Below are 25,781 nucleotides of genomic sequence, written 5' to 3' on the forward strand. Positions count from 1 at the left end.
TACACACCCCCCCTCTTGGGGGCCGCGGGCTGCCGCGCACTGGGGGGCCGCCCGGGTCACCCCCCCCGCCGCGCCCCCTGCGGCCGCGCGCCGACCCCTCGACCCCCCGACTCTGGCCGCCCCGCGCCCGGTTCCCCTCCGCCCCATGCCGCAGCCCTGCGCCACGGGCGCCGTGGGGTCCTCACAGGCCCTCCCGGCTGAGGATGTCCGCTCTCCTCAGCCGGGAGGTTCCATCCGCCCGGCTCCCCGCCATGCAGCCAGTCGAGAGAGCGGACGCAGACGCCAGCGTCTGCGTCACCTGCTCCGCATCGTGCTGGTGCCGGGCGTTCACCGCGGGCCGGATTCCGCAGCCTCCGGCCCGCGGCCCGATGACCAAGTCCGTGCCAAGGCGGCAGCGGAGGCGGCGAAGGCGCTTGAGAAGGCTTGCCGCACCTACGCCGCGAATCTGCACGCCGAGACCGGCGGGAGATGGGTGGGCGACTACGGCGTGGGGAGCCGCCTCATCACCGCCTTCTTCTGCGGGGAAGCTGGTCCAGGGGGAGCCAGGCGCAAGGGGCGAACGCCGGAGGAGCTGCGGGCGCGGCTCATCGAGGCCGATCCCGTGCTGGCGAAGCTCTGGCTTCCACCCATCCATACACCGCAGCACGCAGCTCCCGAGCGTGCTGGCGGCCACGAGCGCGATCGGCAGCCCATACCCACAAACCGCGCGCAGGCTCACCCCATCGTGCGGACGGCTGGCTGGTCGGAGAGGGAAAGCGGCGTCGGCACGGCGGTCGCCGCTGCCGCTCCCCCCAGCAGAACACCGCGCTGGGCAGGAGACACACAGTCGTGACCACAACCTCCTTCAAATACAGCCGCTCCACGGAGCGCCTGGTGATCCTCATCGCGCCAACCTGGGGCCAAGGCCCGCCGATCGTCCACCTGGAGCACACCAGCAGCTCAACTCTGCTAGCCAGCCGCATGGCGAATCTCGGTGGCCAGAGCGTGGAGGAGTGGCTGGCAGCGCAAGACGTGACGCTCTGCCGTGAGGGGTGGGGTCCGGCCACCCGCCATGCCGGCATCATCCGTTAGCCCCGTGCAACCAAGAGAAGACGAGGGCTGGCGCACCTGCACCGGCTCCGCTACGGCCGCTGATGCCTGACCGTGCTCGACAGCATCAGCGGCCACCTGGCCGACGCTAGCCGCAGTCCGCGGCTGGGGCCCAAGGAAGGGACACGTGATGGTCCAGGCAAGTTGCGTGCGCGAGGAGAACAGAGTCTTCTCCGGCGGCATCTGGGAGGACAAGTACGGCTACGCCAGGGCGGTAGTGGCAGGGCCGTGGGTCGTGGTCTCCGGATGCACGGCCACGGTCGATGGTCAGGTCCAGCACGAGGAAGATGCCTACCTGCAAGCCACGACGGCCTTCGGCATCGCGCTCAACGCGATCGAGGTGGCTGGCCTGACCAGGGAGGACGTGGTCATGGTGCGCTACTACGTGGTGGATGACAGCGACTACGACGCGGTCGGAACAGCGCTGTCGGAGGTACTCGGGCACGTCAGGCCGGCGTGCACAGGCGTCAAGGTGGCGGGGCTGATCGACAAGCGGATGCTGGTTGAGATCGAGATTGAGGCGTTTCGGGGATAAGTCGCGGGTCGAGTCACCCCCTCTCTGCGCAGCGCCACTCCGCGGTCCGGTGCCCCGAGCTCGGTCCATCAGGCGGTTCCTAGGGTCCCTCCGGCCAGGAGCACAGACGACCACGTAGACCATCACACAGAGCAACCGACCCAACGCTCCCGGCGACACAGCCGGGTGGCACCACGGACACCATTCGACCCAACAGAAGGAACGGAAGTGCACCAGCACCACGCACTGTCCCCTCAACCAAGGAGTACAGCATGATCCAGCACGACTCCAGGCCGCCGGCCTTCATCACCTTGTCGAAGGAGCTCGAAGCCGCTCTGATCGAGATCGGAGGTGCGCTCCCCGCTTGGGACATGGCTGGTTCCTTCCTGGCGGATGCCACGCTCAAGCGGTACCAGGCGGACATGGAGTCCGTGCCGCTGGTCAAGGAGACCGTCGCGCAGCTGCGCGACGCGCTGACCGCAGAGGGCGGCGGATACGCCGTGCTGCGCCTTGGAAACCTCGCCAAGGCGCTGGGAGCCGACGACCGGTTCCTGCGGCTGGCGACGGCCTTCGCGGCCGAAGTGGCCGTCCCCTTCTCGCCCTTCCCGCGGTGGCCCCTCTGGAAGGACATCGGGGTCAAGGTCGACAAGGACCCCGGCAAGTCCAGCGGCATCGGGTACAACGCGTTCCACATGGACCTGGTGAACGCGACCCGGCCCCCGGACTACACCACGCTCCTGTGCGTCCGCCCCGACCCGCTCGGCGGCGGCCCCAGCATCCTCTCCGACCCCCACGCGGCGGTGGCGCGGCTGTCGGAGAACAGCCGCGCCCTGCTGTCCGAGGCGGCCTACCACTACGGAACCTTCTTCGACCTGCACGGCGTCGGCGACGAGTACAAGCCGTTTCCGATCCTGGACGACTCCGACTCGGGCGAGGGGTTCGTCCGGTTCACCGCCAAGATGTTGGAGAGGTCCGAGCTCGGCCAGGCGCACGCCGACGCCGCCAGGGAGCTCGCCGAGGAGCTCGTCCGGGGGCAGGTCTCCTTCATGCTCCAGTCCGGGGACTACCTCATCGTGAACCAGCGCCGCTTCCTGCACGGTCGGGAGGCGCTCCACAGCGGTCAGGAGACCGTCCAGGTCACCGACCGACGACTGCTCCTCCAGATGTTTCTGCGCGCGCCGGCCGGAGTCGGCTCGGCCGCGTAGCCGGCCGAGCCGACTCCGGTGACCCGTCGAGTCCCGCCCCCGGGCCCAGCCCCCGAGCACGCGGCACGCCCGCGGGGCGGGGCCCGGTCGGGCATCCCCGGAAACGGTCGCGCGGGCGTGCCGGGCCCGGAAGCGGACCTAGATGCGGGAGTTGCGCAGCGACTGCCACACGGCGCCAGCCAGCGCCTGCGTGGCCCGCAGGACCGACAGATGCTCGTGCTCGCGGTACACGGCCCAGTTGTACTGCACGAGCGACAGCTTGTTGGAGGAGAGCGATCCCGCCCGGTGGGCCCGGTACACCGCAAGCGGCTCAGCCAGACCCCGGGCGACAGCGCCGTCCCGCATGATCGACAGCCACAGCGCGTAGTCCTGGCGCTTGCGCATCTCCGGCATCAGCCTCGTGCCCAGGACGTTGCGGTCGTACATGGCCGTCAACGCGCCGATGTAGTCCCGGCGCAGCATCGCGCGGTAGTCCACGTACTCCCGCGCACGGACCACCCGCCCGTTCGGGACCCAGTCGGTGCTCTCGCCGGTGAAGTCAGCGTCCATCTTGAAGTAGCTGGTGAACGTCAGCGGCGCATCGCCCTCGGCGGCGAAGGCGAGCTGCTTCTCCAGCTTCGTCGGAAGCCACATGTCGTCGGAGTCGAGGAAAGCCACGTAGTCCCCGCGGGCCCGCTCCATCGCGAGGTTGCGGGCCCGGGCCGCGCCTCCCCGCTCGGGCGCCAACTGCGGCAGAACGCGCTCGTCCTGGGCGGCGAACTCTCGCAGCAGATCCATCGAGCCGTCGGAGGACTGGTCGTCGGTGACCAGCAACTCCACGTCGCTGTGCGTCTGCGTGAGCACCGATCGAACCGCCGCGCCGAGCGTGGCCGCCGAGTTGTACACGGGCATCACGACCGACACCAGGGGCACAGCGCATCTCCTTCCCAGACCAGGAACGACGGTCCATTCAAGCACCGCAACCGAGTAGGAGCTGACATGCAGATAGTCGTTGCTGGTCAGGGCTACGTAGGGCTTCCGCTAGCCGTACGCGCCGCAGAGGTGGGGCATCGCGTGATCGGCTACGACGTGGACCTGCACCGTATCAAGCAGCTCACCGCCGGTGAGTCGTACGTGGAGGATGTGACCTCCTCGCGGCTCCGCGCGGTGCTGGACTCCCGGGCCTACTCCGCGACCGCCGACGTTGCCGCGCTGGCCGGCTTCGACATCGCGGTGATCACCGTGCCGACCCCACTGCGCGACGGCGTGCCCGACTTGACCTACATCGAGTCCTGCGCCCGGACGCTGGGCCGACACCTGCGACCCGGCGCGACCGTGGTCCTGGAGTCCACCAGCTACCCGGGTACCATGCGGGAGCTGCTGCTGCCGATCCTGGAGGAGGCATCGAGCCTGCGGGCTGAGGACTTCCTGGCCGGGTTCAGCCCCGAGCGGATCACCCCCGGCAGCAAGCGGTTCTCGTTCGAGGAGACGCCCAAGCTGGTGTCCGGGATCGACTCGAAATCCCTCGACGCCATCAAGGGTTTCTACGACACCATGTTCGACATCACGGTGCCGGTCTCCACTCCCGAGGTCGCCGAGATGGCCAAGCTGCTGGAGAACACGTTCCGGCTGGTGAACATCTCCATGATCAACGAGCTGGCGATGCTCGCCCATTCTCTCGGCGTGAACATCTGGGAGGCGGTCGACGCCGCCGCAACCAAGCCCTTCGGCTTCACGCGGTTCACCCCAGGGCCGGGAGTCGGCGGGCACTGCCTGCCCGTCGACCCGTTGTTCCTGTCCTGGAAGGTCCACCAGGAGCTCGGCGTCCCTTTCCGGTTCGTGGAACTCGCCGCCGAGGTGAACCATCGCATGCCCGAGTACGTCGTGCAGCGCCTCATGGAAGCGCTCGACAAGCGGCGGATTCCCATCAACGGGGCCCGGATTCTGCTGCTCGGCCTCACCTACAAGGCCAACGCGACTGACCTTCGGGAATCACCGTCCCTGCGGGTGGCCGACCTTCTGCGCGACCTCGGGGCCGAAGTGCGCGGCGCCGACCCCAACATCCCCGGGGGAGACCGCACGGAACTGGCTGTGCTCCTGGTGGACGCGAGCCCGGAGGAGATCGCCAGTGCCGATGCGGTGGTGCTGCTCATGGACCACGTCCTCTTCGACTTCGAGGTGATCCAGGAACACGCGCCCTACGTTCTCGACTGCCGAAACCGGTTGTCGGGCGCGAACGTCGAGGTTCTTTAGCCTCCACGGAATTCCCTGCCGCCTTCCATTTCCAGGAGTTCTCCCTTGCGCGCCGAATGGGAACAGGCCCACACGGACTTCACGATGCCCGTGCAGCGTCGCGCCCCTGCCTCGCTGACCGACAGCGAGAGCGACTGGCGCCAGTATCTGGAGACGGCCCCCAACGGGTGGCTGATCCGGGACAACGCCCTGACCGAGGCGCTGGTGAGCGGTCGGCCACTGCACCTACTGCACACCACCAGGGGCCTGGACGCCATCCGGGCGGGCCGGCAACTGCACATCTCCTCCGGATGCCTGGTCGGGGCCCTGTACTGCTCGCCCCTCACCGCCGAGCGCGGCGGGTTGCGGCCTCACAACCTCGGGGCCTATCTGATGGAGACGAAGAACGACGCCCGGCCCTTGGTCTTCGAGGTCACTCCGGACGCCCCGATCCGGCCCTTGGGCGTTGACTACCTGCATCTCGGCGCGATCCACCTACGGATCTACCAGCGCTACCAGAACTTCCTCACCCCGGCCGAGATCGGCCGGCTCGACCGCATCGCGCTGGCCGGTCTGCGCGGAGCCGCCGAGTTCCTCGACCTCGCCCTGCGCAACGCCTCCGGACGTCCCACTGCGGCGCCGGAGTTCATCGACCGGCTGTCCGAGGCCGTGGCCATGGTGCCGTTCCTCGGCTACCTGTACTTCGAGGTGCTGTCCGAGTACCTGATGCTCCACTCCACTACTCCGGAGACCAAATCCCTCGCCCAGATTGGGGAGTTGAATAACCGGCTCTACAAGAAGCTGGCGTTCTCCGCAGTGGACACCATGGGCGAGCTGTTCGACCTGTCCCGATTCGCGCCACGCCATGACCGGCTCGTTCAGCTGATCGACGGCATAGAACCGGATCTCAGCGCGGGAGTTGCGGAGTACGTACGACGGCGGCTGTCCCACCTTCTCACCCTGACCGCATTACACCCGTCCCAGGATGCGGCGGCGGTCAGCTTCCAGGGCGCCGATCTCGGGATGGTCCAGCAGTTCGCACCGGGGCTGATCGGGCAGATGCTCTTCCGCGAGGTCCGATATCTCCCCCGCTACGCGGAGCTGTACCACTACTTCGAGAAGGCCAAAGCCCTTGAGGCATGGGCCTTCTGGAATCAGCATGGAATACCCACACCCTTCAACGGAATCCTCCCCAAAGGGGAGATCGGAATCCAGCCCGCCTACCCCCGAGCACCGGTCCGAGTGTGGACGGCGGAGCGGGACGGCAGGGGCTATCTGCATCCGATCACGGAGATCCAGGCCACCATCACGCCGCACCTGGCGTCGTGGTCGGCACCTCCCCGTCAGCGCGAGATGAACGAGGTTGCTGCATGACCGCCAAGCTCCGCATCCTAACCGGCATCAACCGGACCGCCGAGCCTTCGTCCGGGAGCACGATCCTCGTCCACGATCTCTACGGCGCGATGCCTGAAATCCACACGACCTTCCTGGGCAGGGCACCGGTCGATCAGGCATGGAAGGCTGCGTTTGATCAGCTGATCACCCTCTCCACGACGAAACGCCCCCAGGGCCCGGACTTCGACCCCTACGTTGACGAGTTGACGCGCGAGGTCGGTGCGCTCATCGAGAAGACCCAGCCGAATGCCATTCACGCCCAGCACCTTGGGTTCGCTCTCAGCCTGGCCTTCACCCGAGCCGCCGGCAACGTCCCGATCATTGCCATCGCCCACGGCCCCGACGTGATGGCGGCCGAGCGCAGCGAGCGGGACCGCGAACTGCTGCACGAGGTCGTCGCCGCGAGTGCCTCGGTCGTAGCGCCGACCGCCGCCCTCGCCGGCCGGATCAAGCAGCTCACCGGAAGGCGGTGCGGCGACCGAATCGCCGTCATCCCGTGGGGCATCCCCCTGGGCGACGTCCGGGTGCGCGAGTACCCGTCCACCGGAACCGGACCGCTGTCTCTGGTGCACGCCGGGCGGCTGGACGACAACAAGTCCACGCTCACTGCCATCGAAGCCCTCGCTCTGACCGACCAGCCGCACCGCTTGACCGTGATCGGCCACGGAATCCTGCGGGAGTACCTGGAACAGCGGGCCGTCGAACTCGGACTCCGCGAGCGGGTTCGGTTCGATCCGTTCCTACCTCGCGCCGAACTGTGGCGCCGTCTGCCGGCCTTCGACGCCTTCGTCTTCACGACCAGGGGTCTGGAGGCGTTCGGTCTGGTGGCCATCGAGGCGCAGGCCCACGGCCTCCCCGTCGTCTACTCCGATGTGGCCGGGATGGTGGAGACCCTGGGTCAAGCCGGTACCCCGTTCACGGCAGGTGACCCGGCGAGCCTGGCGTCCGCGCTCGATCAGCTGGCCCGCGACGTGCAATGGCGCAGAGCTCTGATCCGCGCCGGGCTGGACAACTCCCGCCGGTACGAGGTCACCCACACCGCCAGGCAATTGGCCGACCTGACCGCCAAGGTCGCCTCCGCCGCCCCCGTCTGATCCACCCCATTGCTGCTGGCCGCGACGAGCTGTGGGTCAGCAGCGCGCCGGCCCCGAAGGAGCGAAACGCCAGCTTCTCCCACAGGACGTCGATGAAGGTTGCCAGCACTCCGCAATAGCATCGAAACGCAGAAAGCGCCCCGCCCCTCCCGATGGGGAGGAGCGGGGCGCCGTCATGACATGGCTTATCGCTGGGCAGCGGGGAGGTCGGGCCGCGGCGTGTGCCGGGCCTTCCAGCCGGCGATGGCCGCCAGCGCGGTGGGCAGCAGCGGCAGAGTGATCGCCTCGATCCAGTCGGGAAGGAAAGAGATCATTGACGGGTCGTTGGCGATCGTCTGCAGCACCGCCATACCGCCGACGCCGGCGAGGTAGGCGGTCAGGGTCATGGCCTTGACCTTGGCCTCGACCGGGCGGGAGTACGTGGGCTCCGGGTCAGCATGCATGCGCCCCTCCTCAGGGACAGGCCCGCCACCATGGCGGGACGAATCGAGTAACGCCAGCATTTTTGCTGGCATCAGGTGAGAGCGGCCTCCCAGCAGAAGGCGTCCCAGATCAGCGGGTCCGAGCCGGTCGGGATCTTGTACGTGGTCTTGAACTGCTTGACCTTTTCCACCAGGTCGACGTCCGCCGGGTCGTAGGTCGTACTGTGCAGGTTCGTCACCTCGTGCCCGCGCGCGAACAGGACGGCGCGCATGGTCTTCACGTGCCGGTGCGAGTCGCCGGGCTTCAGGACGGGCAGGTTCTTCACCAGGGCCTCCGTGGTCTTCGGGATGGGCTGGACGAACTCGACGGGCGTCGCGGGCGGGGACGGCGGCCGCGGAGCACCCGCCTCCACCCACGCCGACAGCGGGGCGCCGGGGCAGTTCGTGGCGAAGCCGTCCCGATGCCCCTTGATGTCGCTGCCTGCGTTGCCCTGGGCGCGTAGGTACTCGACCGCATCGCGCAGCGAGTGCAGCAGCAGGTCGTTCGGCTCGGTGAATCCCGATGTGCCGACCAGGGCAAGGACGGAGTAGTGCGCGGTGTTCAGGCCCCGGCCGTTGGCGGTCGGCAGCGCGTACGGGCCACGACCGACGAACACTCGGCGGTGCGGGCAGGAGATCAGGTTGTGGGCGATGTCGATCATCGGTTCGTCGCGGGCCCCGGCCATATGCTCCGACTGGATGGCCGCGACAAGCTTGCCGCACAGCTCGTGGTTGTCCACGATCTCCGGGTCGACATGGCCCCCGGTGTAGTGGATCTTCACGCCCTCGGTGCCGGGGATGCTGGTGTAGGCCCCCGTGGGGGTCGTCGCTCCCCACGTGCGGCGGCTGACGAGCTTGATGCTCACGGGGTACCGCCCTTCTAGCGGTTGAACAGCGAGATCTTGGCCATGGTGACCCGCTCGACGACCGCCGGGTCCTTGGACGGATTGATGATCCGGAGGCGGAGCTGGTTCTTCGTGTTCAGCGCGAATTGGCCGCCCACGCTCGACTCGACCCGGCCGTTGACGTCGGCGCGAAGGCTGAGCCTCCAGGCGTCGTCCTCGAACTGCTTGCCGTCCCGGCTGTACCGCGACCACGCCACGTCGATCTCCGTGCCGGGCTTCAGGCCGCGCACCTTGAGCAGGCCGTCCACGATGCACCAGCGCGAGTCCTTGGCCAGAACCGCGACACCGTCCTCGGCGTGGCCGGGCGGGTCATCGGCGTACTCGGTGTGCCACTTCACCGCCGCCTCGCCACCGGCCGGGACGGCTTGGTCCTCACCTGCTCCCAGAGAGATCACCTCGGGCACGTCGTCCTCCTGCTCCTGCTTGTTGGGCGTTCCGGGGGTCTTGATCAGGGCGGCTACCCGCGACCGGAACGAGGTCATGTTGAGGCTGTGGGGGTCCACCTTCTGGCGGTTGACCTCCTTGTGGCCGCACACCCTGCTCGCGGGCAGGCCGAACTCGCGGGCGAGCTCGGCGCAGAGCGCGTGATAGGCGTCGAGCTGCACGTCCGGCCACGGTGTGTGCCCGTCGTTCTCGGCCTCGATGCCGATGCTCGTCGAGTTCATGTGGTGGCCGCTGGTGCTCGGCGCGTTGTGCCAGCACCGCCCGGCCGCGACGACCCAGATCCGGCCAGTGTGCTGCAACCAGAAATGCGACAGCGGCCCATCCAGTCCGGGCCTGCCGTGCACCACGACGTGCCGGTCATTCCATCCGGCGGTGTGGTGGCAGACCACGCCCTCCACGGCGGGCTGCTGCCCGTGCCCGCGACTCTTCCACCCGCCAACCTCCGTCACCGGGAAACCCGTCCGGCGAGCGACGTCAGCCAACTGCGTTAACCACGGCATGTGTCCCCCTTGGAACCGTCGTCTTGAAGTCGTCAGCCCCGGGTCAGGCTGATCAGCGCAAGGACCGCGCCGGCCACCGTGACGAGCAGGCCAACGATGGCGATGATCTGCTTGGTGCGGTCGGCGAGCTGGGTGCGCGTGACCGCCTCTCGCTCCAGGACCTCCACCCGCGCCTCCAGCAGCTCCCGGTCGGCGCGGTCCTTGTCCACCGCTCGGGCCAGCTCCGCATGCCGGTCGTCCACCTGATCAAGCCGCTGGAGGATCAGCGAATTCTGCCCATCAACCTTCGTGAACCCGACCTCGACCAATCTGCGCAACTCGGCCAGGGAAAGCGCCAGGTTTTCATCCACCCGCCACCACCCACGGCTTGCGGCCCATCCACGTCGCCGGCGGCTTCGACTCAAACGACGGCGGGCTCAGCTGCGTGCGGTTGTCGCGGTACCAGTCGACCGCCAGACGACGGGCCGCCACCCGGGCCGGATCCAGCCGGGCCAGCGTCTTGACCGGATCCAGCGGATCCTCCGGAACGGTCACGGCCAGGCCCACATAGTCGACCACGCCCTGCCGCACCTCCTGCTTTTCCGCCACCATGCGGACGCGGTGCGTCTTCACCGCCTCGATCCGGGCCAGGTGCGCAGCCAGTCGGTCAGCATCGGGCACCCCCGGCGTCCAGCACGTAGGCAAGCCGTGCGTCTCCTTCAACACCGCGGCCGCGCCCGGCTGCACCCTGGCCAAAGCATCGCCGGGGTCCGGGATCCACGGCTCGTGCAGCACGATGTCGAGCAGCGTGTCCACGTCGTCGGGATCGATCCCGTACTCGGCGCACCGCCACTCCCAGGTCGAATGCGGGATGATGTGCATGTGCGGCACGCCGTCCGGCCGGACACGGCTGATTCCCCACATCGGCTCCGCACCGTCGTGGGTTGCGAGCTGATCCGCCTGCTCTCCCCCGCCCTGTAGCAGACTGGTCGTCGAGTAGCCGAGCTCGGCGTCCCAAATGGTCCACGTCTCCGCCATGATCGGCGGCCCCCTTTCTCGTGATCAATGGCGGTGACTCCACCAATAGAAGGCTTTGCCGGACCACACGCCGCCGCCCGCCGACCAGGCGAACGAGAAGTCGGTCTGAGTTGACAGGTCGAGGCACCAGTAGAAGTTCGGGTTCGCCGCGCCGTCTCTCACCACGGAGACTGGCCCCATGTTCGACGCCATCGTTGGCCCGTAGTGGATGGTCGCTCCCCCGCTGTCCGGTGCGACCACGCCGCTGCCCGCGTGCACGGTGTCATAGGGATCGGCGGTGTTGGTGTCCCACACCCGGCCGCGTAGGTACCAGCGGCCGCTGGAGTTGCAGTGGATGTAGGACTGGGAACTGGAGAACCCGTCGTCGTAGCCGAACCGGCCATACCCCTCAGCGACGTCGAGGCCGCCGCCCTTACGGGTGGACGACGACGGCTGCCGGATGCCGAGCCGCACGAGGCCGGCGGCGACTTGCAGCTCGGCGCGTGCGCTGCCGGCCTGGTTGGTGCCGCTGGTGATGAAGGTCGTCGTCTCGCCGGGGTACCAGCCATCCTCGGCGTAGAAGCGGGTGTAGTTGGCGTTAGACGCCGGATAGAACCGCAGGTCGAGCGTGCTGCTGTCCAGGATGAAGCGGCGGCCGGTCGCCGAGCTGCGGACGATGGAGCCCGTGATGGTCTTGCCGTTGATCGCGTTCGCGTCCAGCTTGTCGGCGGTGATCCCTCCCGCGACGATCTTGTCGGCTGTGACAGCGTTGGCCGCGATGTGCCCGGCCTGAATCGCACCCGCTGCCACCTTGTCAGCCGTGATGGCGTTGGCGGCGATCTTGTCCGCCTCGATCGCTAGCGCCCGAATCAGGCGACCCGTGATCGAATCGGCGGTGATCTTCGCGTCGCCCGGGATCGTGCCGTCGATGATGTGCTCGGCCCCGTCGATCACCTCGCCGATCAGGTCCGAGTCCACTAATGGCGCTGTGGCGATCACCCTGGTTGGAGTGGCCGCCGACTCGTTACCGCTGCGGTCGATCGCAGTCAGCCACACCTCGCGGGCCTGCCCGTACGGCTGATCCGGGATCACCACGACGCCGGCCGCCGTCAGATACCCGACCTCGGCCGCGCCCGGCGAGAGCGGATCCTGCATCCACACGCGGACCCGCTCGAAGTCTGCTGGCATCGGCACGCCACCAGCGCCCAGGCCGTCCCACGCGACATGGATCACGCCGAGTCTGCTCGTCAGCGTTGGCGCGGACGGCGCCGGAGGAGGTGTCGCGTCGTTCGGCACGATCACCGCGACCGGGGCGCTGAACACGCCCTTCGTGCCGTCGTTGCCGACGGCCCGCACCTTGAACGCGTACTCTGCGTCCACGTTCAGCGGGGACACGCTGGCCGACACGTCGCCGGACGCGGTCTGCGCCACCAGGTACCACAGCTCACCCTCCGCGTTCGGTCTCGCGTACACCTCGTAGCCGTCGACGTCGAGCGCCACCCCGTTGACGTCCGCAGTCACCGGCCCCCACGTCACCACCGCGAGGCCCTGCGCATACCCGGCCGTGTCCAGATACGCGACCGGCTCCACGAGCAAGCCCAGCGGCGCGGCCGGGACACGACCGCTGGAGTCGGGCGCCGGCGTCGTACCCGAGCCGCCCGATGAGACGCCGCCCGCGAGGATGCCAGCGGTTTTGCGTGCGAGCTTGATGTCGTCTTCCAGGAACCGATCGTTAAGCACGAGATTCCCGAACAGCTTGCCGTCGCCCGCCCTGGACAGTGTGACCTGGCGGATGCGGAGCGGCTCCATGCGGCCGCCGTCGCCGGGCGCGAGCACCGTGTCCCCCGGCGCGTAGTCGGCCCACGGCAGCCACCGCGCAGCGTCGAACGTCACGGCCCTGGTGATCTGGACCCGCTCTCCCGCCGCGCGGCCCAGAGCGGCCTGTCCGAGCGCAGAAGCCGTTCCCGCGTCGCTCACCCCGCCCTGCTGCTGGTAGGTCTCCCAGCGGCCCCAGGGCGACGCGGAGGGGGCGTTGGCGATCTCGTGCGTGAACCCGTTTTCGCCAGCAATAAGGATGGCGGTAGAGATGTCCTCCAGGGTGGCGTCATCCGGGGCCTGGTCCACATCACGGCCGAGCCGCAGGTCGACCACGAGGCCGGACGCCCGGTTCGTGGCCATCACGGTGCCCTCGTTGAACACCTGCAGCGTGCGGCCGTTCATTCGCCAGTCGATCACGCCCTGATCGCTGAGGTTGAGCAGCAGCGTCAGCAGGTCAACGCCTGGGTCCAGCCCGATGGTCAGCGTGGCCGCCCACTCCTGGTCGTTACTGTCGGTGCTGGAGCTGAACTCGGCGGTCATGCCTTCCAGCGCGCCCCGGGCCTTCGCCTCGTCGATCAGGGTCCGCAGCACCGCGCCCACCGGGACGCCGTTGAACTGGCGCTTCCCATCGACGAGCGCACTGTTCGGGTACAGCACGGCCTTCTTGAAGGCCCACGCGTAGCCGGGGCAGGTGTAACTCCGCTTCCTGGCCTGGTCGATCGCGTCCGAGCCGCGCTTGATCCGCAGGAACCGGCCGCCGGGCGGCTCCACCCAGTCGCCGTCCACCAGATACTCCAGCGCGATCTCGCACGGCCGCGCCAGCAGGTCCTGCCCGGCCGCGTGCGCGGAGTAGTCCAACCGCAGCGACGACACGTCGTTCAGCGGGGCCGCGGCCTCGAAGCTCAGTGGGTGCGGCAGCAGGCCCAGCTTGTCGCCGTTGGGCTCGTACGCGACCAGCCGCAGCCCGTACCGGGAAAAGTCAGCGGGCAGGATCACGTTCACCGGCCGCCTCCCTTCTCCGACTCGGCCTCGTGGGCGAGCCGGTATCGGTCCATCTCCATGCGGATCGTCGCCGCCCTCACGGGGTCGATCCGGATCTGCTCCCGGATGACCTTCAGCGGATCAGCGGCCTTGGCCGCGCGGCCGGCCCCGGCCACCGCCGTGGTGACAACGCCGTACTTCGCCCTGCATGTGGCCAGCTGCTCGGCTGCCTGCGCGCGGGCCGTTTCGACGTCGACCAGCGCCGGGGACGGCATGACCAGCTCCCCAGCCGCGTGCGCGGGCGCGAGCAGCGGCGCGTGCAGGATCACGTCCAGCGCTTCATCCACGCTCGTCAGGCCGTACTCGGCGGCCCGCACCTCGACGGCCTCCTTCGGCACGTACGACACGAACGCGGCGCCCGGGTCGCCGTCGACCGGCTCGTACGTGATCAGCCATGCGTCCTCGCCGGGGCTGCTGACCTCGCGGACCTCGGTGATCCGCCACTGCTGCACTGCCATCGGCTCCCCCTTCACATCCGCCAGGCCCAGAAGTTGAGTTGCACCGTGAAGGCGGTCGGCGTGCCCAGGCTGCTCTCCGAGCTGCGGAGCGAGAAGTTCGCGGTGGTCGGGTTCCGCATGTGGAACGCCAGCCGGTCCGGGATGGGGTTGTCCGCCGTGAACACCACGCGCGGGATCGTCACCATCGTGAACGTCCAGTTCACCGTGTACGACGAGCCGCCCGACAGCGACACCGACCGCATGAGCAGCCCCGCCTCACTGCCGGAGAACGACCACTTCCCGGCGAACTCCGTCGACGTGGCGTTGAACTTGAACCGCTGCAGGTTCGCGCTGGCGTCGTTGTAGCCGACCTCGAGTTCGGTCGGTTTCGCGAACATGTAGCCGCCGCCGGCGAGCCCGCTGGTGGGGTTGACGATGGCGATCCGGTAGTCGGTGGCTGCATGCACCACTCGGGCCTGCGCGGTGTTCGCGCCGTTTGTGCCCGACACGGTGACGATGGTGGCCTCACCGGGGTACAGCGACCCGTCCACGTACATCCGCGCCGGGTTCGTGCCGGTGCCCGGCAGGAACCGGATCTCCGGCTGGGTCGCGCCGGTCGGGTTGATGATGAGCCGGTTGCCAGTCAGGCCGGTGGCGAGCTGCCCGACGATGCTGACCGCGCCGGTCGAGGACACGTCCACCGTCTGCGTGCCGCCCGCGTTGTACGCGGCCAACCCCGCAGCGTTGAGCTCCACCCGCGCCGCGTTCGGGTCCCCGGCCACGATGCGCGTGACCAGGGCCAGGATCGCCGCGAGCTTGTCGGCTGTGATCGCGTTCGCCGCGATGTGCCCGGCCTCGACCGCCCCCGCTGCGATCTTGTCGGCGGTGACCGCGTTGGCCGCGATGGCACCCGCCGTGATCGACTCGTCCGCCGCGTCGCCCTCCACCAGCGGCACCGCAGCGATGACCGCGCTCGCGGACGGGGCCGACTCGTTCCCGGCGTGGTCGACGGCGGTCAGCCAGAACTCGCGCAGCGCGCCGTACGGCTGGCCGGTGACGACGATCGACCCGGCCGCCTGCAGATAGCCGACCTCGGCCGGGCCGTGCGCGAGCGGGTCTTGCATCCACACCCGCACCCGGTGGAAGTCGGTCGACATCGGCGCCGAGCCGACGCCGAGTCCGTCCCATCCGACGTGGATCACGCCGAGCCGCGCCGACAGAGCGGGGGCGGTCGGCACGGGCGGCGGGGTGTCGTCGGCCTCGATGAGCACCGCGTACTCGTCGGAGAACACGCCCTTGACGCCCTGCGACGTGGCCCGGACCTTGAAGGCGTACTCCTGGCCGACGAGCAACGGCGAGTAGGTCGCCGTGGTATCGCCCGGCTCGGTCGTGGCCACGAGGAACCACGGCGCGCCGACGACGTTCTCCCGCATGAACAGCTCGTAGGAGTCGATGTCGATCGCCTCGCCAGCCACGTCCAGGAGCACCGGCCCCCACGTCGCGGTGATCTGGCCCTGCGCGTGCCCGGTCGCGTCGACGTAGGTGATCGGGTTCACGATCAGGCCCGTGGGCTTGGCGGCGGTGCGGCCTCGCGGGGACGGGGGCGCGGGCTGCGCGCCGGACCCGCCCGACGCAGTGGAGCCGCCAACGATGCCGGCGGTGCGGCGGGCGAGCCTGATCGACTGCTCAAGGAACCGGTCGTTGAGCACGACGTTTCCGCCCACCGTGCCCTTGTCGTCCTTGGTGAGCGTGATCTGCCGGACTCGCAGCGGCGCGAGCGTGCCGCCGTTCGCCGGGGCGATGATCTTGTCTCCGGGCTGGTAGTCCTGCCATGGCAGCCACCGCGCCGAGTACGGCGTGATCTCCCGCGTGTGCTGGACCCGCTCCTGGGCGGCGCGCAACAGCGACCCCTCCGCGAGGAGGAACGCGGTCCCCTCGTCGGAGACGCCGCCCTGCCCGATGTAGTTCTCCCACCGCCCCCACGGGAGTGTCACGCCGGAGCCGTACGACCGGCGGAAACCGTCGTCACCGACGACCAGCACGGCGTTCGCAAGGTCCTCCAGCGTGCCTGCGTCGGGGGCGTCGAGCACGTCACGGCCGAGCCGGAGATCCACGCGCGGCGCGGCCGTCCGGTCGCGCGCCAGCGCGGTGTCGGCGTTGTAGACGTGGAGCGTCCGGCCCTCCATCCGGAAGTCGATCACGGACTGCTCAGCCAGGTTGATCAGCGTTGTGAGCGCGTCCAGGCCCGGCTGGTAGTAGATCGTGAGGATCTTCGCCCATGGCTGGCCAGCGCTGTCGTGGGTGGTGTCGAACGTCCAGTCGAGCTCGGGCAGCGCGCCGCGCGCCTTCGCCTCGGCGAGGTACGTCTGCAGGATGGTGCCGGGCGTCGCGCTGGTGAACGCGCGCTTGCCGTCGACCAGCGGCGCAGGCCCTGGGTAGAGCACGATCTTGCGTAGCTGCCAGCCGTAGCCGGGCAGCTCGAACATCTCGACGCCGGCCTCGTCGGTGATGGCGGTGCCGCGCCGGATCCTCAGGAGCCGCGCGTCCGGCGGCTCGACCCAGGTCTGCCCGTCCTCCGTCCACTCCACCGCGACCTCGCACGGCTGGGCGAGCAGCTCCGCGCCGAGGGCGTGACGGCTGTACCGCAGCGTCATCGACGGGACGTCGTTCAACGGCTGGCCGATCTCGAACGACAGCGGGTGCGGCAGCAGGCCCAGCTTGGGGCCGTTGGGGGCGTAGGCGATGAGACGGAGCTCGAACACCTAGGCACCCCCTTGTGATCTTGTATACCGGTAGACAGATGAGGCGCTACACCGTAATGTGTCTACCGGTAGACACATTGGGAGGCCGACGTGGACATCGTGACCATTCACGACGCTGATGAGCTGTTCGAGCTGGCCAAAGGCGAGTCCGACGGGCTCAACTGGACGCTCGACCCCGTCTTCGCCTTCGAGACCGAAGTGGACGCGCTCCAGGTCCTCCAGCTCCTCGCCGACGATCTGAATGCCGCCCGCAAGCAGCTTCACCACGTCATGCGCTACATGGAAGCCGCAGTGAAGGCCGCAGGGGCGACCGTCGAGGACGGCGAACGCGTCCGGCCGCAGGCAATCATCAACCACACAAGACTCTCGCGCCGCACCGTCTACAAGTGGCTCGGCCAGGCCGGGATCACAGATAAGACCGACGCGCCCGAATCCTGAGAACCGACTCCCCCGACGTGCCCAACGCCGCGGCGTCGACCATGACCGCCCGCGAGTGCGGGTCGCCGACCGCTATCGCCGGGGTGAGGTGGAGCCAGCGGAACGCCGAGCCGGGGCCGGTCGCCTGGATCTTCCCCGTCACGTCCGTTCCGCCGGTCAGGTCCCACGTGTCCGTCGTCACGACCGATGCCCGCAGTTGGCCGCAGTCGATGAGCAGGTGCTGGCCGGCCTGCACCGTGTCCGTGTAGGCCACCTTCCCGCCCGTGGCCACGTCCGTGACGGACGGCTGTACGGCGGGGCCGGTGATCCGCAGCAGCGCGTCCACGATCGGGCCGGTCGAACCGGCGAGCGGAGTGACGAGCTGGCCAGCGCCCGGCAGCGTGCCGGTCCAGGTCGTGTCGGCCTCGTCCCGCCAGTACACACCGGGCACCTTCACCACGGCGGTCAGCCTGGCCAGGGCCGCGCCGGGGAAGTACTCCGGGTCGCTGGTCGCCTCCACCGTCACGTCGGCGACGCGGACGATCGACCCCGTCACCCACTTGAGCGTCATGAGCCGGTGTCGAGTCCCGAGCAGCGCGCCGAGCGCTTCGAGGTTGTGCTCCATCTGCTCGGCGCCGCCGACCGCGCCGGACAGCGTGTGTGGGTAGACGGTGAACGCGAGCGCCAGCGTCGTTGCCTCATGATCGAGGCCGAGCACGGGCAGGTCGCCCACCCGGCCGGGGACGGACAGGTTCACCGACCGCACCCCCGGCAACGGGCGCCGCTTCGTGCCTTTCTTCAACCTCCAGCACCCTGCCGGGTGGTCCAGGGGCACCCCGTCCAGGAAGTACGTCGCGGACATCGTCACACCACCCCCACTGCACCGGCCATCTGCAGGCCACGGTTGATCGTCTGCGAGGACGGCTCAGCCACCGGGTTGATCGTGGTCAGGTTGACGACCACTCCCCCGCCCCGGCCCGGCGCGCCGACCGCGGCCGCGTCCGAGTTGAGCGACGCGGACAGGTCCGGGTTGAACGCTGTGGTGAGCTGCCCTGCGATGCTGCGGGCCGTGCGCATCACCTCGCCGGCCGACTGCTGCATGCCCTTGGCCATGCCGAGCATGGTGTAGCCGCCTATCTCGGCGAACACCCTCGACGGGCTGGAGATGCCGAGGGCCTGCCGCACCCAGTCCGGCATGATGCTGGAGAAGAAGGAGTACAGGGCGTTCTTCAGCCAGTCGTACATGCTGACGACGCCGTTCCAGACGCCGGTCATGACGGCCTGGCCAACGCCCGACATCACGCCGCCGATGTCGCCGACCGCGCGCACGAGCTGCCCAGGCAGGTCAGCGAAGAACGACACCAGCGTGCCGCCGATCCACCGGCCGATCCCCGTCACCAGGTCCGGGATGATCGAGTGGCCGATCAGCACGTCGTACAGCCAGCCGAACAGCGTGGCCACGCTCTGCACCATCGTGGCCACGACCGTCGTGACGAACTGGAACGCCGGGCCCAGCAGCGTCGTCAGACCCTGCGCGAGCAGCGCGACCAGGTTGAGGACCTGCGGCAGCACCGTGCTCGACAGCTGCACCAGCGGCGGCAGCAGCGGCATCGCGGCCTGGAGGATCTGCACGAACCCGCCCGCGAGCTGCACCAGCAGCGGAGCCAGCGACGCCGCCAGCTGTACCGCTTGCGGCAGCACCGACACGCCGAGCTGCACCAGCAGCGGCAGGATCGTGGCCACAGCGGGCAGCAGCGCAGCGAACGACTGGACGACCTGCAGCACCACCGGCGACAGGCCGACCAGCGCCCGCATGATCTCCACGCCGAGCAGGACGACGGCCTGCGACAGCAGCGGCAGGATCGGCGTGACGGCGTCGACGAGGATGCCGAGCGCCTTCACCAGGACATCACCGAGGACCGCCACGACCTGCCCGACCAGCGGCACCAGCGGGGCCATGGCGGGCACCAGCGCCGACGCGATCTGCGCCACCAGGTCCGTCAGCGGGCCGACCAGCGGCACCACAGCGAACAGGAACGCACCGAACGCCGCGGCGATCTGACCGATGACCGGCTGCAGCCTCACCAGCACGGGGACCAGCGCGCCGGAGATGACCGCCACGGCTTGCACGATCACCGGCATCAGCCCCGTGGCGAACACCGCCACGAGCTGCACCAGCGGCGGCAGGAGCGGCGCCACGGCGGCAACCAACCGGCCGACGCTCACCAGCAGCAGGGAGATGGCCGGGGTCACCTGCAGGATGGCCGACAGCAGTGCCCCGGCGAGGGCCTGCACGATCATCTGCAGAGCGCCCAGGACCGGGCCCATGAGCAGGGCTCCAACCTGCACAAGCCCGGCGATGAACGGGCCGAGGATCTGCAGAAGCGAGCCGACGCCCAGCACGAACTGTGCGAGCAGCCCGGAGTTCGCTGCGAAGGCCGCCGTGATCGGAGCGAGAAACGCGGCGACCTGGTTGGCGAAGGCTCCCATCGCGCCAGCCAGTTGCGACAGCATCGGGACGATGGCAGCGATGATCTGCCGCACCGACGGGAGGATCGGCACCAGCACCTGCACCAGCGCCGTGGTGAACTGGCCGATCAGCGGCGAGATTTGCTGGAACATGGCCGCGAGCTGCGGAGCGATCATCTGCGTGAAGATCGTCTGCAGGTTGCCGGCCAGCTGGATCAGCGGCTGCTCGAAGGTGGCCGCGGCCGCCTTGAGCTGCGCTGTGACGGTGCTCGCCATAGAGGCGAACGCCCCCTTGACGCCGTCAGCGGTCGCCGCAGCGGTGATGCCTATGGCGGCGATCCCCCCGACCAGGCCGAGCAGTGAGGACGTGGCCCCCACCGCGACCGCGGACGCCGCCACCCCGAGGCTGGCGAGCGCCGTGCTAGCCACCGTGGTGGCCATGGAGATCGCGGCGCCGGTCTTGGTGATCTGCGCTGCGCCGTCGTCAAACCGAGCTGCCATGGTGCGCAGCGCGACGACCGCCCGGCCCAGGCCGGGCGTGAGGTTGTCCCGCAGGGAGATCGTGGCGAACAGGTCGCCGACATTGAGCGCCACCTCACCTCCCCGGGGCGTCCGTTGGCGGATGGGGAGGTCAGGACAGAAGGCCGACCGCCGCGGCGTACTGGAGGCCCCGGTTCATCGACTTGCTGGTGGGTTCGGCCTGCGGGTAGTGGTTATTGATCACCATGTGGATCTGGCGGCTCTCACCGCCCCCGGGGAGCGCCGGCACGGCCGGGGGCGGCGGGATCGGCGCGCTGATCTGGGAGGCGTAGGTGAGCGGCCCGGGTGCCGAGCGCTGCAGAGTGGTGGACAGCCTGGCTGCCATGCTCTGCAGGTTTTTCTGCTTGGCCGCCATGCCATTGATCAGGCCCTGGACGTTCTGGCGGCCGATCTCGGCGAACACTCGGCTCGGGCTGGAGATGCCGAAGATGCCCCTGACCAGGTCGACTGCGCCCTTGGCGAGGTTCTTGATCGTGTTGACGAAGGCGTCCCACGCCTTGACGAAGCCGTCTCGGATGCCGTTGACCAGGTCCCGGCCCAGGGTCATCAGCTTCTCGAAGGCGTTCTTGATCGTGGTGGCGAAGGTGGTGACGCCTTGCTTGATCGTCTCGAAAGCTCCCTTGAAGTCGCCGGTCAACAGCTTGGCCAGGGCGGTGACGACGCTGATCACCAGAGGGAGGATGCTGGTCGAGAGCTGGATCAGCGGTGGCAGGAAGGGTGTCACCGCGCCGACAACCTTCGCGAAGATCGTCGCCAGCATCGTCAGGATGGGCGACAAGGCGTTGATCAACTGCACCAGCGGCGGTAGCAGGGCCTGCGCCAACTGCGCGATCACCGGGAGGAGCGGTGTGATGGCGGGCAAGATCGCTGAGAAGGCGGACAGCAGCGCGCCACCAAGAGCCGCCGCGACCTGACCGACCAGCGGAATGATCGGCGTGATCGCAGGTAGAAGCTGCGACGCCAGCGTGCCGACCAACTGAGCGATGGGCGGAAGCAGGGGCAGCACAGCGGTGATCAGTTGACCGAAGGCGCTCGCGATCTGCCCGATCACCGGAGTGAGCTGGACAAGCACCGGCTGCAGGGCCGCAGTGATCGTCTGCGCCACTTGCACCAGCACGGGCAGGAACGCGCTCGCCAAAGTACCTGCGAGCTGCAGAATCGGCGGCAGCAAGGGAATCAGCGAGGCCAGAATCCCGGCCAAGCCTGTGACCAACTGACCAATCAACGGCCCCATCTGGACCAGGACGGGGCCGAGCTGCGCGGACAGGGTAGTCGCGATCAGCTGAAGCCCGGACATCAGTGGCCCGGCCACCGACCCGGCGAGCTGCACCAGGGCGGCCAGTAGCGGGCCAAGGGCCTGCAGGACACCGCCGATCCCCGTGACCAGGGTCGCCAGCAGGCCGCTGTTCTGCGACAGCGCGGCAGACACCGGCGCCAGGAAACCGGCAAGCTGTGACCCGAACTGGCCGAGGCTCCCTGCCAGCTCGGACAGCAGCGGCGAGGCCGCGCCCACGATCCCCTGAACGGCGGGCAGCAGTGGCGTGAGCATCTGCCCCAGCCCGGCCGTGAACTGGCCGATCAGCGGCGCGATCTGCCCGAACATGCTGGTCAGCGCCGGAGCGATCTGCGAGCCGAACATGCCCTTGAGCTGGCCCGCCGCCGCGATCAGCGGCCCCTGGAACACCGAAGCGGCGTCCGCGAGCTGCCCCTTGACCGACGCGCCCAGGTCGGCGAACGCCGCCTTCACGGCCGGTGCGGCGGCGGCCGCGGTGATACCGATTTTGGCGATGGCGAGGGTCGCGCCAGCGAACACCGCCGCAAGGCCGCCGCCCACAGCGACGCCAGCCGCGCCTACCCCGGCCAGCAGCGCGCTGCTCTTCGCGCTGGCTGAGGCGAGGGCCTGGCCTCCCTTGGCGGCAGTGGTGGCCATGCGAGTGGCCGCCATGCCCGCGCTGATGAGGGCGGCGTGGATGCCGGAGGCGTGGACTTTGATGCCCGCGGTGGCCCTGCCGAGCGGCCCCGTCATGTTGTCGCGCAGGCTCAGGGTCGCGTACAGGTCTCCGATCGACAGAGCCACGGTTCACCTCCCTGAGGTGCTAGCAGTAGTGCTCGCGTCAGTCGTGCGTCCGGCTCCGCGCACGGCTGGCCGTCTTGTCGGGAGGCGGAGCGAGTTGCCGAGCAAGGCGGGTATCAGCCGTCAGCAGGCCGAGGATCCGGGTACGGAGCCACCGCCAGGAGCGACCCGTCATGAGGCCGGGCTCATCGAGGTCGACCCCGAACTCGCTGTGCAGGTCGGCCTCGATGAGTTCCCAGTGGGTCAGGAGGCTTTCCCACGTGAGCGCGGGGCCTGCCGGGGCGGGTTCGTACCACTCGTAGAGCCCCGTGACCGGGTCGTACGCGCCACCGCCTCGGAGGCGGCCCGGTTCGGGGCGAGGGCTTCCGGGTCGCCACCGGACTCCCAGAACTTCATCGCGGCGTCGACGTCAACCGCGATCCAGAGGAACGCGGTGACGCCGCAGTGCTTGATCCGGGGCCAGGTGACCTTGTCGGCGCGCAGTTCGTCATAGACGGGGCCGAGGCACCGCCGGTAGAGGTCGGTCTCCTGGTCGTCGTCCAGATTGGCCAGGTCGGTCAGGTCCGTTTCCTGGCCGTTCGCAGCGGCGACACCGGCCTGCATGAGCCTCTGGCACAGCAGGCCGGTCTCCGCGGAGGGCGCGGGGACGGTGTACTCCTTGCCGCCGACCGGCAGCGTGAGCGTGTCGTCGAAGAACTCGTCGAGGGCCTTGAGCTTCGCCATGGGTTAGGCCGCCACCGGGTTCTCGATCTCCTCGGGCTTGCCCTGGCCCAGCAGTTCGATCTCGAACGGTTCCAGGTCGGTAGTCTCGCCGCCGGCGCCCTTGTAGTCGACTGCCGCGCGGCCCTCGTACGCGTCGGGGCTGCCGTCCTTGCGGTACCAGCGGACGTGAACGTTCGCGCCGGGGCCGATGACGTGACCGGCCTTCCTAAGGAATTCCTGCCCGGCATCGGGGACGAATGCCACGGCGTCGGCGTCGCGCTTGCGGTTGCCGTTGAGCGTCAGTGTCCAGCCGCGCTGGGTGACGACCTGGCTGGCCCAGCCGTCGCCGTCGAAGTCGCTGTCGTCTTCGGTCTCGGTGTTGATCTCCTCGGCGAACTCGGTCAGACCTCGGACGGGTGTCCAGGTCGGCGCGGCGGTGGTGCCCGTGTTGACTTCGACAGTCCAGTCCTTGGCGAGCAGGCTGCGCAGCGTCATCTCATCTCCTTGTGAGCGCATGCCGAAGTCGCCAGCACGATTGCTAGCGACATGTGTAAAAGCGGAAGGTCAGTCCCGGTAGGTGGAGGGCCGGACGCACAGCAGCTCGTAGCTGTCGGCCCTTTCCACCCGGCCCGAGCCGTCCCGCGTGTGCGGGGCGACGATTCGCCGCTGAGCGAGTAGCACGAACACGCCAGTGGACAGCCGATGGTTGCTCAGGCCGTGCACCGCGCTGAACACGGCGTCGGCCAGGTCGTCGGCCACCCGCGCGTCCGGGCCGCCCCGCATCCGGAACTGCACCAGCACGCTGGAGTCGGTCTGTTCGACGTCGTCGCCGGCCTGGCCGAGGCCGTACATCGCGAGCGAGATGGCCAGATCTGGCGCGGAAGGCAGCCCGCCGAGCGTGATGGCGGTCTGGGCAGAGGTGTAGATGCCGTCCGGGGACCAGTCGCCCGCACCAGCGTCCTCCAGGAGCTGCCCGAGGCCCGCCAGAAGGTGCCGGGTCCATCCCTGCGGCGGCGTCACTTGAACAGCTCCTTGAGCTGCTGGGCGATCAGCGCCTTCACAGCAGCGGCTTCCTCTTCCAGCGCCGTCTCCAGGTACTTCGCTTCTCGGCCGGGCGCGTGCTGCAGGCCGAGAGTTTCGTGCTGATACACCGCGTAGGGCTGGCTGTAGCTGATGGAGGCCCGCATCTCATCGCGGTCGACCGCCGTGTCACCCGAGTTCTGCAGGTGGCCTTCCTGAAGCGGCACCCGCATGTTGGCCACCTGCAGGATGTGTAGCGCTGCGTCCTTGAGTGCACGGGCGGCCACCGTCTTGGTTTCCTCGTTGAAGGCCGCGGGGTCGAGGTGCATGTCCAGCTTGACGTCGATGCCGTCTTTCACTTCAGGGCCACCTCCACATGATCTGGTGTGGGCAGGCCGCCTCCGTCGTTGATCAGAGACGTGATGGCCGTGGTCGTCCGGCCGTTGACCGTGACTCGGCTGCCGGGCGGGCACACGACGCCGGGCTTGAAGTACAGCGTCGTGTCGGACACGATCTCCAAGCCGGTGGCGTCCCGGACGAGCTGCCGCTTGTCCTCGGCCAGGCACGGCTCCGTCACCGGTGGGCCGTAGACAGGCCCGTACGCTCCTTCGCCGGTCAGCGGCTCGATCCTCGCCGTGTGGCGGAAAAGGAAATCGGGGATCGTGGTCACCATGTCAGCACCGCAATCAGGAACCCGGCCTGCAGCAGGATCGACACGGCGTCCTGCGCGTAGCGGGGTGCCTCACCGGTCGCGGTGTCCACCCTGCTGAGGCGGACGGACCCCATCGACACGTCCTTGAAAGCGGACGCGGTTCCAAACTCGTCGCCCACCGCGAGAGTCCACGCGGCCTGCGCGCAGGTCGCTCGGATGATGGCATCCTTGAGCACCGCGTTCCGGGCGATGCCCTGGGCGTCGGTCTCGTAGATCGCGTTGGACAGCAGTTCGTCGATCCGCTCGCTGGCCCTAGCCAGCCGCCGGTCGATGTCGGGGGGGCCGGTCTGCCCGCTGTACTTGGTGTAGTCCTCTGCCGTGGCGTAGGTCGGCATGGCTAGCCCGCTGGCAGTTCGAGGACCTGGACCGTCACACCGGCCGGGTCCGAGTAGTCCAGGTAGACCTTGCCGTTGGCCTGGTTGTAGATCGCGGGCAGCGGCGGGATCAGCACGTCCCCGTTGTTCGGCGGGATCGTGTACGGCACGTCGGGGAGCGGTTGGCCCTCGACCTGGCCAGGGATCTGCACCGTGACCGTCCGGGAGGCGGCGTTGGTGTTCTTCACGCGAATCATGCGACGGCCGTTGTTAATGATCGCGTGCCCGTCCGTAGCCGCAGGCGTGGGCAGCGCAGCCGCCAGATCGTGACCGGCGCGGGTGATCTTCGTGACGGGAAGGTCGGTTCTAGGCATAGTCGTCCTCCTCTTGGCCGAACTCCTTCACCAGCGAGGCTTTGCTGAGGGCGCGAGCGTCCTTCACAGGCATGCCTCGGGAGATCGCGTATTCGACCCACGCAGCTCGGTTGTCGGTGTCGAGCGGGCGCGACGGCCGGGCCGCGGGCTCGGTCACCGGGTCGGCCGGCTGCTCGCCGGGGGCGTCGATCAGCAGCCAGTTCGGCAGGTTGTCCAGCCGGGCAGACCGCTGCGGAGTTGGGTAAATCGTGCCGTTGTTGCTGTTGCGGTACACGTACACGCGGGCC

27 protein-coding genes are annotated in these 25,781 nt (G+C 68.9%); 7 read left to right on the plus strand and 20 right to left on the minus strand.

Annotated features, from left to right (window positions below; all coding sequences use genetic code 11):
• Positions 1-828: 828 nt before the first annotated feature.
• The 3 genes from AB0H64_RS32330 (at position 829) to AB0H64_RS32340 (ending at position 2,808) form a co-directional block, all read left to right on the plus strand.
• On the plus strand, positions 829-1,071 hold the full coding sequence (locus AB0H64_RS32330) for a hypothetical protein (protein WP_357632222.1): 243 nt from the start codon (positions 829-831) through the stop codon (positions 1,069-1,071).
• 148 nt (positions 1,072-1,219) lie between these two features.
• Positions 1,220-1,624 (plus strand): Rid family hydrolase, encoded by a 405-nt coding sequence (locus AB0H64_RS32335; RefSeq protein WP_357632435.1) that lies wholly within the window; start codon positions 1,220-1,222, stop codon positions 1,622-1,624.
• 251 nt (positions 1,625-1,875) lie between these two features.
• Entirely contained in the window at positions 1,876-2,808 is a 933-nt protein-coding gene (locus AB0H64_RS32340) for a TauD/TfdA family dioxygenase (protein WP_357632224.1), read from the plus strand.
• A gap of 138 nt (positions 2,809-2,946) precedes the next feature.
• Here the strand turns inward: AB0H64_RS32340 and AB0H64_RS32345 are convergent, their stop codons facing one another.
• Positions 2,947-3,720 carry a glycosyltransferase family A protein gene (locus AB0H64_RS32345; RefSeq protein WP_357632226.1) on the minus strand — a complete coding sequence of 258 codons (774 nt, stop codon included), beginning with the start codon at positions 3,718-3,720 and terminating at the stop codon, positions 2,947-2,949.
• A gap of 66 nt (positions 3,721-3,786) precedes the next feature.
• Here AB0H64_RS32345 and AB0H64_RS32350 point away from each other — a divergent pair, with 66 nt between their 5' ends.
• Genes AB0H64_RS32350 through AB0H64_RS32360 form a run of 3 tightly spaced genes read left to right on the plus strand, consistent with a single transcriptional unit; the run spans position 3,787 to position 7,508 of the window.
• The gene (locus AB0H64_RS32350) at positions 3,787-5,040 is read left to right on the plus strand and encodes a nucleotide sugar dehydrogenase (protein ID WP_357632228.1); all 1,254 of its coding nucleotides are present in this window, start codon (positions 3,787-3,789) and stop codon (positions 5,038-5,040) included.
• A 45-nt stretch (positions 5,041-5,085) separates the two neighbouring features.
• A complete protein-coding gene (locus tag AB0H64_RS32355) occupies positions 5,086-6,393 on the plus strand; it encodes a hypothetical protein (protein WP_357632230.1) in 1,308 nt (435 codons plus the stop codon).
• Positions 6,390-7,508, plus strand: coding sequence for a glycosyltransferase family 4 protein (locus AB0H64_RS32360; RefSeq protein ID WP_357632232.1), 1,119 nt, complete (start codon positions 6,390-6,392; stop codon positions 7,506-7,508). The genes AB0H64_RS32355 and AB0H64_RS32360 overlap by 4 nt, the downstream gene beginning before the upstream one ends.
• Positions 7,509-7,693: 185 nt before the next feature.
• Here AB0H64_RS32360 and AB0H64_RS32365 read toward each other — a convergent pair whose 3' ends face one another.
• The 8 genes from AB0H64_RS32365 to AB0H64_RS32400 form a co-directional block, all read right to left on the minus strand.
• Entirely contained in the window at positions 7,694-7,951 is a 258-nt protein-coding gene (locus AB0H64_RS32365; RefSeq protein WP_357632234.1) for a hypothetical protein, read from the minus strand.
• Positions 7,952-8,022: 71 nt separating this feature from the next.
• The gene (locus tag AB0H64_RS32370; RefSeq protein WP_357632236.1) at positions 8,023-8,835 is read right to left on the minus strand and encodes an N-acetylmuramoyl-L-alanine amidase; all 813 of its coding nucleotides are present in this window, start codon (positions 8,833-8,835) and stop codon (positions 8,023-8,025) included.
• 14 nt (positions 8,836-8,849) lie between these two features.
• A complete protein-coding gene (locus AB0H64_RS32375) occupies positions 8,850-9,818 on the minus strand; it encodes a peptidoglycan recognition family protein (RefSeq protein WP_357632237.1) in 969 nt (322 codons plus the stop codon).
• Between the two features lie 32 nt (positions 9,819-9,850).
• Positions 9,851-10,168: a hypothetical protein gene (locus AB0H64_RS32380; RefSeq protein WP_357632239.1), complete on the minus strand. Its 318-nt coding sequence runs from the start codon at positions 10,166-10,168 to the stop codon at positions 9,851-9,853.
• On the minus strand, positions 10,161-10,835 hold the full coding sequence (locus tag AB0H64_RS32385; RefSeq protein ID WP_357632241.1) for a hypothetical protein: 675 nt from the start codon (positions 10,833-10,835) through the stop codon (positions 10,161-10,163). Before AB0H64_RS32385 ends, AB0H64_RS32380 begins: the two co-directional genes overlap by 8 nt.
• A 24-nt stretch (positions 10,836-10,859) precedes the next feature.
• Positions 10,860-13,634: a hypothetical protein gene (locus AB0H64_RS32390; RefSeq protein WP_357632243.1), complete on the minus strand. Its 2,775-nt coding sequence runs from the start codon at positions 13,632-13,634 to the stop codon at positions 10,860-10,862.
• Positions 13,631-14,131: a hypothetical protein gene (locus AB0H64_RS32395; protein ID WP_357632245.1), complete on the minus strand. Its 501-nt coding sequence runs from the start codon at positions 14,129-14,131 to the stop codon at positions 13,631-13,633. Before AB0H64_RS32395 ends, AB0H64_RS32390 begins: the two co-directional genes overlap by 4 nt.
• A gap of 11 nt (positions 14,132-14,142) precedes the next feature.
• Positions 14,143-16,872 carry a hypothetical protein gene (locus AB0H64_RS32400; RefSeq protein ID WP_357632247.1) on the minus strand — a complete coding sequence of 910 codons (2,730 nt, stop codon included), beginning with the start codon at positions 16,870-16,872 and terminating at the stop codon, positions 14,143-14,145.
• A 90-nt stretch (positions 16,873-16,962) separates the two neighbouring features.
• Here AB0H64_RS32400 and AB0H64_RS32405 point away from each other — a divergent pair, with 90 nt between their 5' ends.
• Positions 16,963-17,310, plus strand: coding sequence for a hypothetical protein (locus tag AB0H64_RS32405; protein ID WP_357632248.1), 348 nt, complete (start codon positions 16,963-16,965; stop codon positions 17,308-17,310).
• Here the strand turns inward: AB0H64_RS32405 and AB0H64_RS32410 are convergent.
• The 11 genes from AB0H64_RS32410 to AB0H64_RS32460 all read right to left on the minus strand — a co-directional run bounded on the left by AB0H64_RS32410 (position 17,279) and on the right by AB0H64_RS32460 (position 25,774).
• Positions 17,279-18,151, minus strand: coding sequence for a hypothetical protein (locus AB0H64_RS32410; protein ID WP_357632250.1), 873 nt, complete (start codon positions 18,149-18,151; stop codon positions 17,279-17,281). The two genes, AB0H64_RS32405 and AB0H64_RS32410, sit on opposite strands and share 32 nt — an antisense overlap.
• 2 nt (positions 18,152-18,153) lie before the next feature.
• Positions 18,154-20,352, minus strand: a complete 2,199-nt coding sequence (locus AB0H64_RS32415; protein WP_357632252.1) for a hypothetical protein — start codon at positions 20,350-20,352, stop codon at positions 18,154-18,156.
• 37 nt (positions 20,353-20,389) lie between these two features.
• Entirely contained in the window at positions 20,390-22,375 is a 1,986-nt protein-coding gene (locus AB0H64_RS32420) for a hypothetical protein (RefSeq protein ID WP_357632254.1), read from the minus strand.
• 240 nt (positions 22,376-22,615) lie between these two features.
• A complete protein-coding gene (locus AB0H64_RS32425; protein WP_357632256.1) occupies positions 22,616-23,095 on the minus strand; it encodes a hypothetical protein in 480 nt (159 codons plus the stop codon).
• Between the two features lie 3 nt (positions 23,096-23,098).
• Positions 23,099-23,569 carry a hypothetical protein gene (locus AB0H64_RS32430; protein ID WP_357632258.1) on the minus strand — a complete coding sequence of 157 codons (471 nt, stop codon included), beginning with the start codon at positions 23,567-23,569 and terminating at the stop codon, positions 23,099-23,101.
• 69 nt (positions 23,570-23,638) lie between these two features.
• Entirely contained in the window at positions 23,639-24,094 is a 456-nt protein-coding gene (locus AB0H64_RS32435) for a minor capsid protein (protein ID WP_357632260.1), read from the minus strand.
• Positions 24,091-24,453 (minus strand): hypothetical protein, encoded by a 363-nt coding sequence (locus AB0H64_RS32440; protein WP_357632262.1) that lies wholly within the window; start codon positions 24,451-24,453, stop codon positions 24,091-24,093. The genes AB0H64_RS32435 and AB0H64_RS32440 overlap by 4 nt, the downstream gene beginning before the upstream one ends.
• Positions 24,450-24,767: a hypothetical protein gene (locus tag AB0H64_RS32445; RefSeq protein ID WP_357632264.1), complete on the minus strand. Its 318-nt coding sequence runs from the start codon at positions 24,765-24,767 to the stop codon at positions 24,450-24,452. Before AB0H64_RS32445 ends, AB0H64_RS32440 begins: the two co-directional genes overlap by 4 nt.
• Positions 24,761-25,141: a hypothetical protein gene (locus tag AB0H64_RS32450; RefSeq protein ID WP_357632266.1), complete on the minus strand. Its 381-nt coding sequence runs from the start codon at positions 25,139-25,141 to the stop codon at positions 24,761-24,763. Before AB0H64_RS32450 ends, AB0H64_RS32445 begins: the two co-directional genes overlap by 7 nt.
• 2 nt (positions 25,142-25,143) lie before the next feature.
• Positions 25,144-25,494: a hypothetical protein gene (locus tag AB0H64_RS32455; RefSeq protein ID WP_357632268.1), complete on the minus strand. Its 351-nt coding sequence runs from the start codon at positions 25,492-25,494 to the stop codon at positions 25,144-25,146.
• Positions 25,487-25,774, minus strand: coding sequence for a hypothetical protein (locus tag AB0H64_RS32460; protein ID WP_357632270.1), 288 nt, complete (start codon positions 25,772-25,774; stop codon positions 25,487-25,489). The genes AB0H64_RS32455 and AB0H64_RS32460 overlap by 8 nt, the downstream gene beginning before the upstream one ends.
• Positions 25,775-25,781 lie beyond the last annotated feature (7 nt).

Origin of the sequence: Nonomuraea sp. NPDC050733 (assembly GCF_040654215.1) — a bacterium.
Classification (GTDB): Bacteria; Actinomycetota; Actinomycetes; order Streptosporangiales; family Streptosporangiaceae; genus Nonomuraea.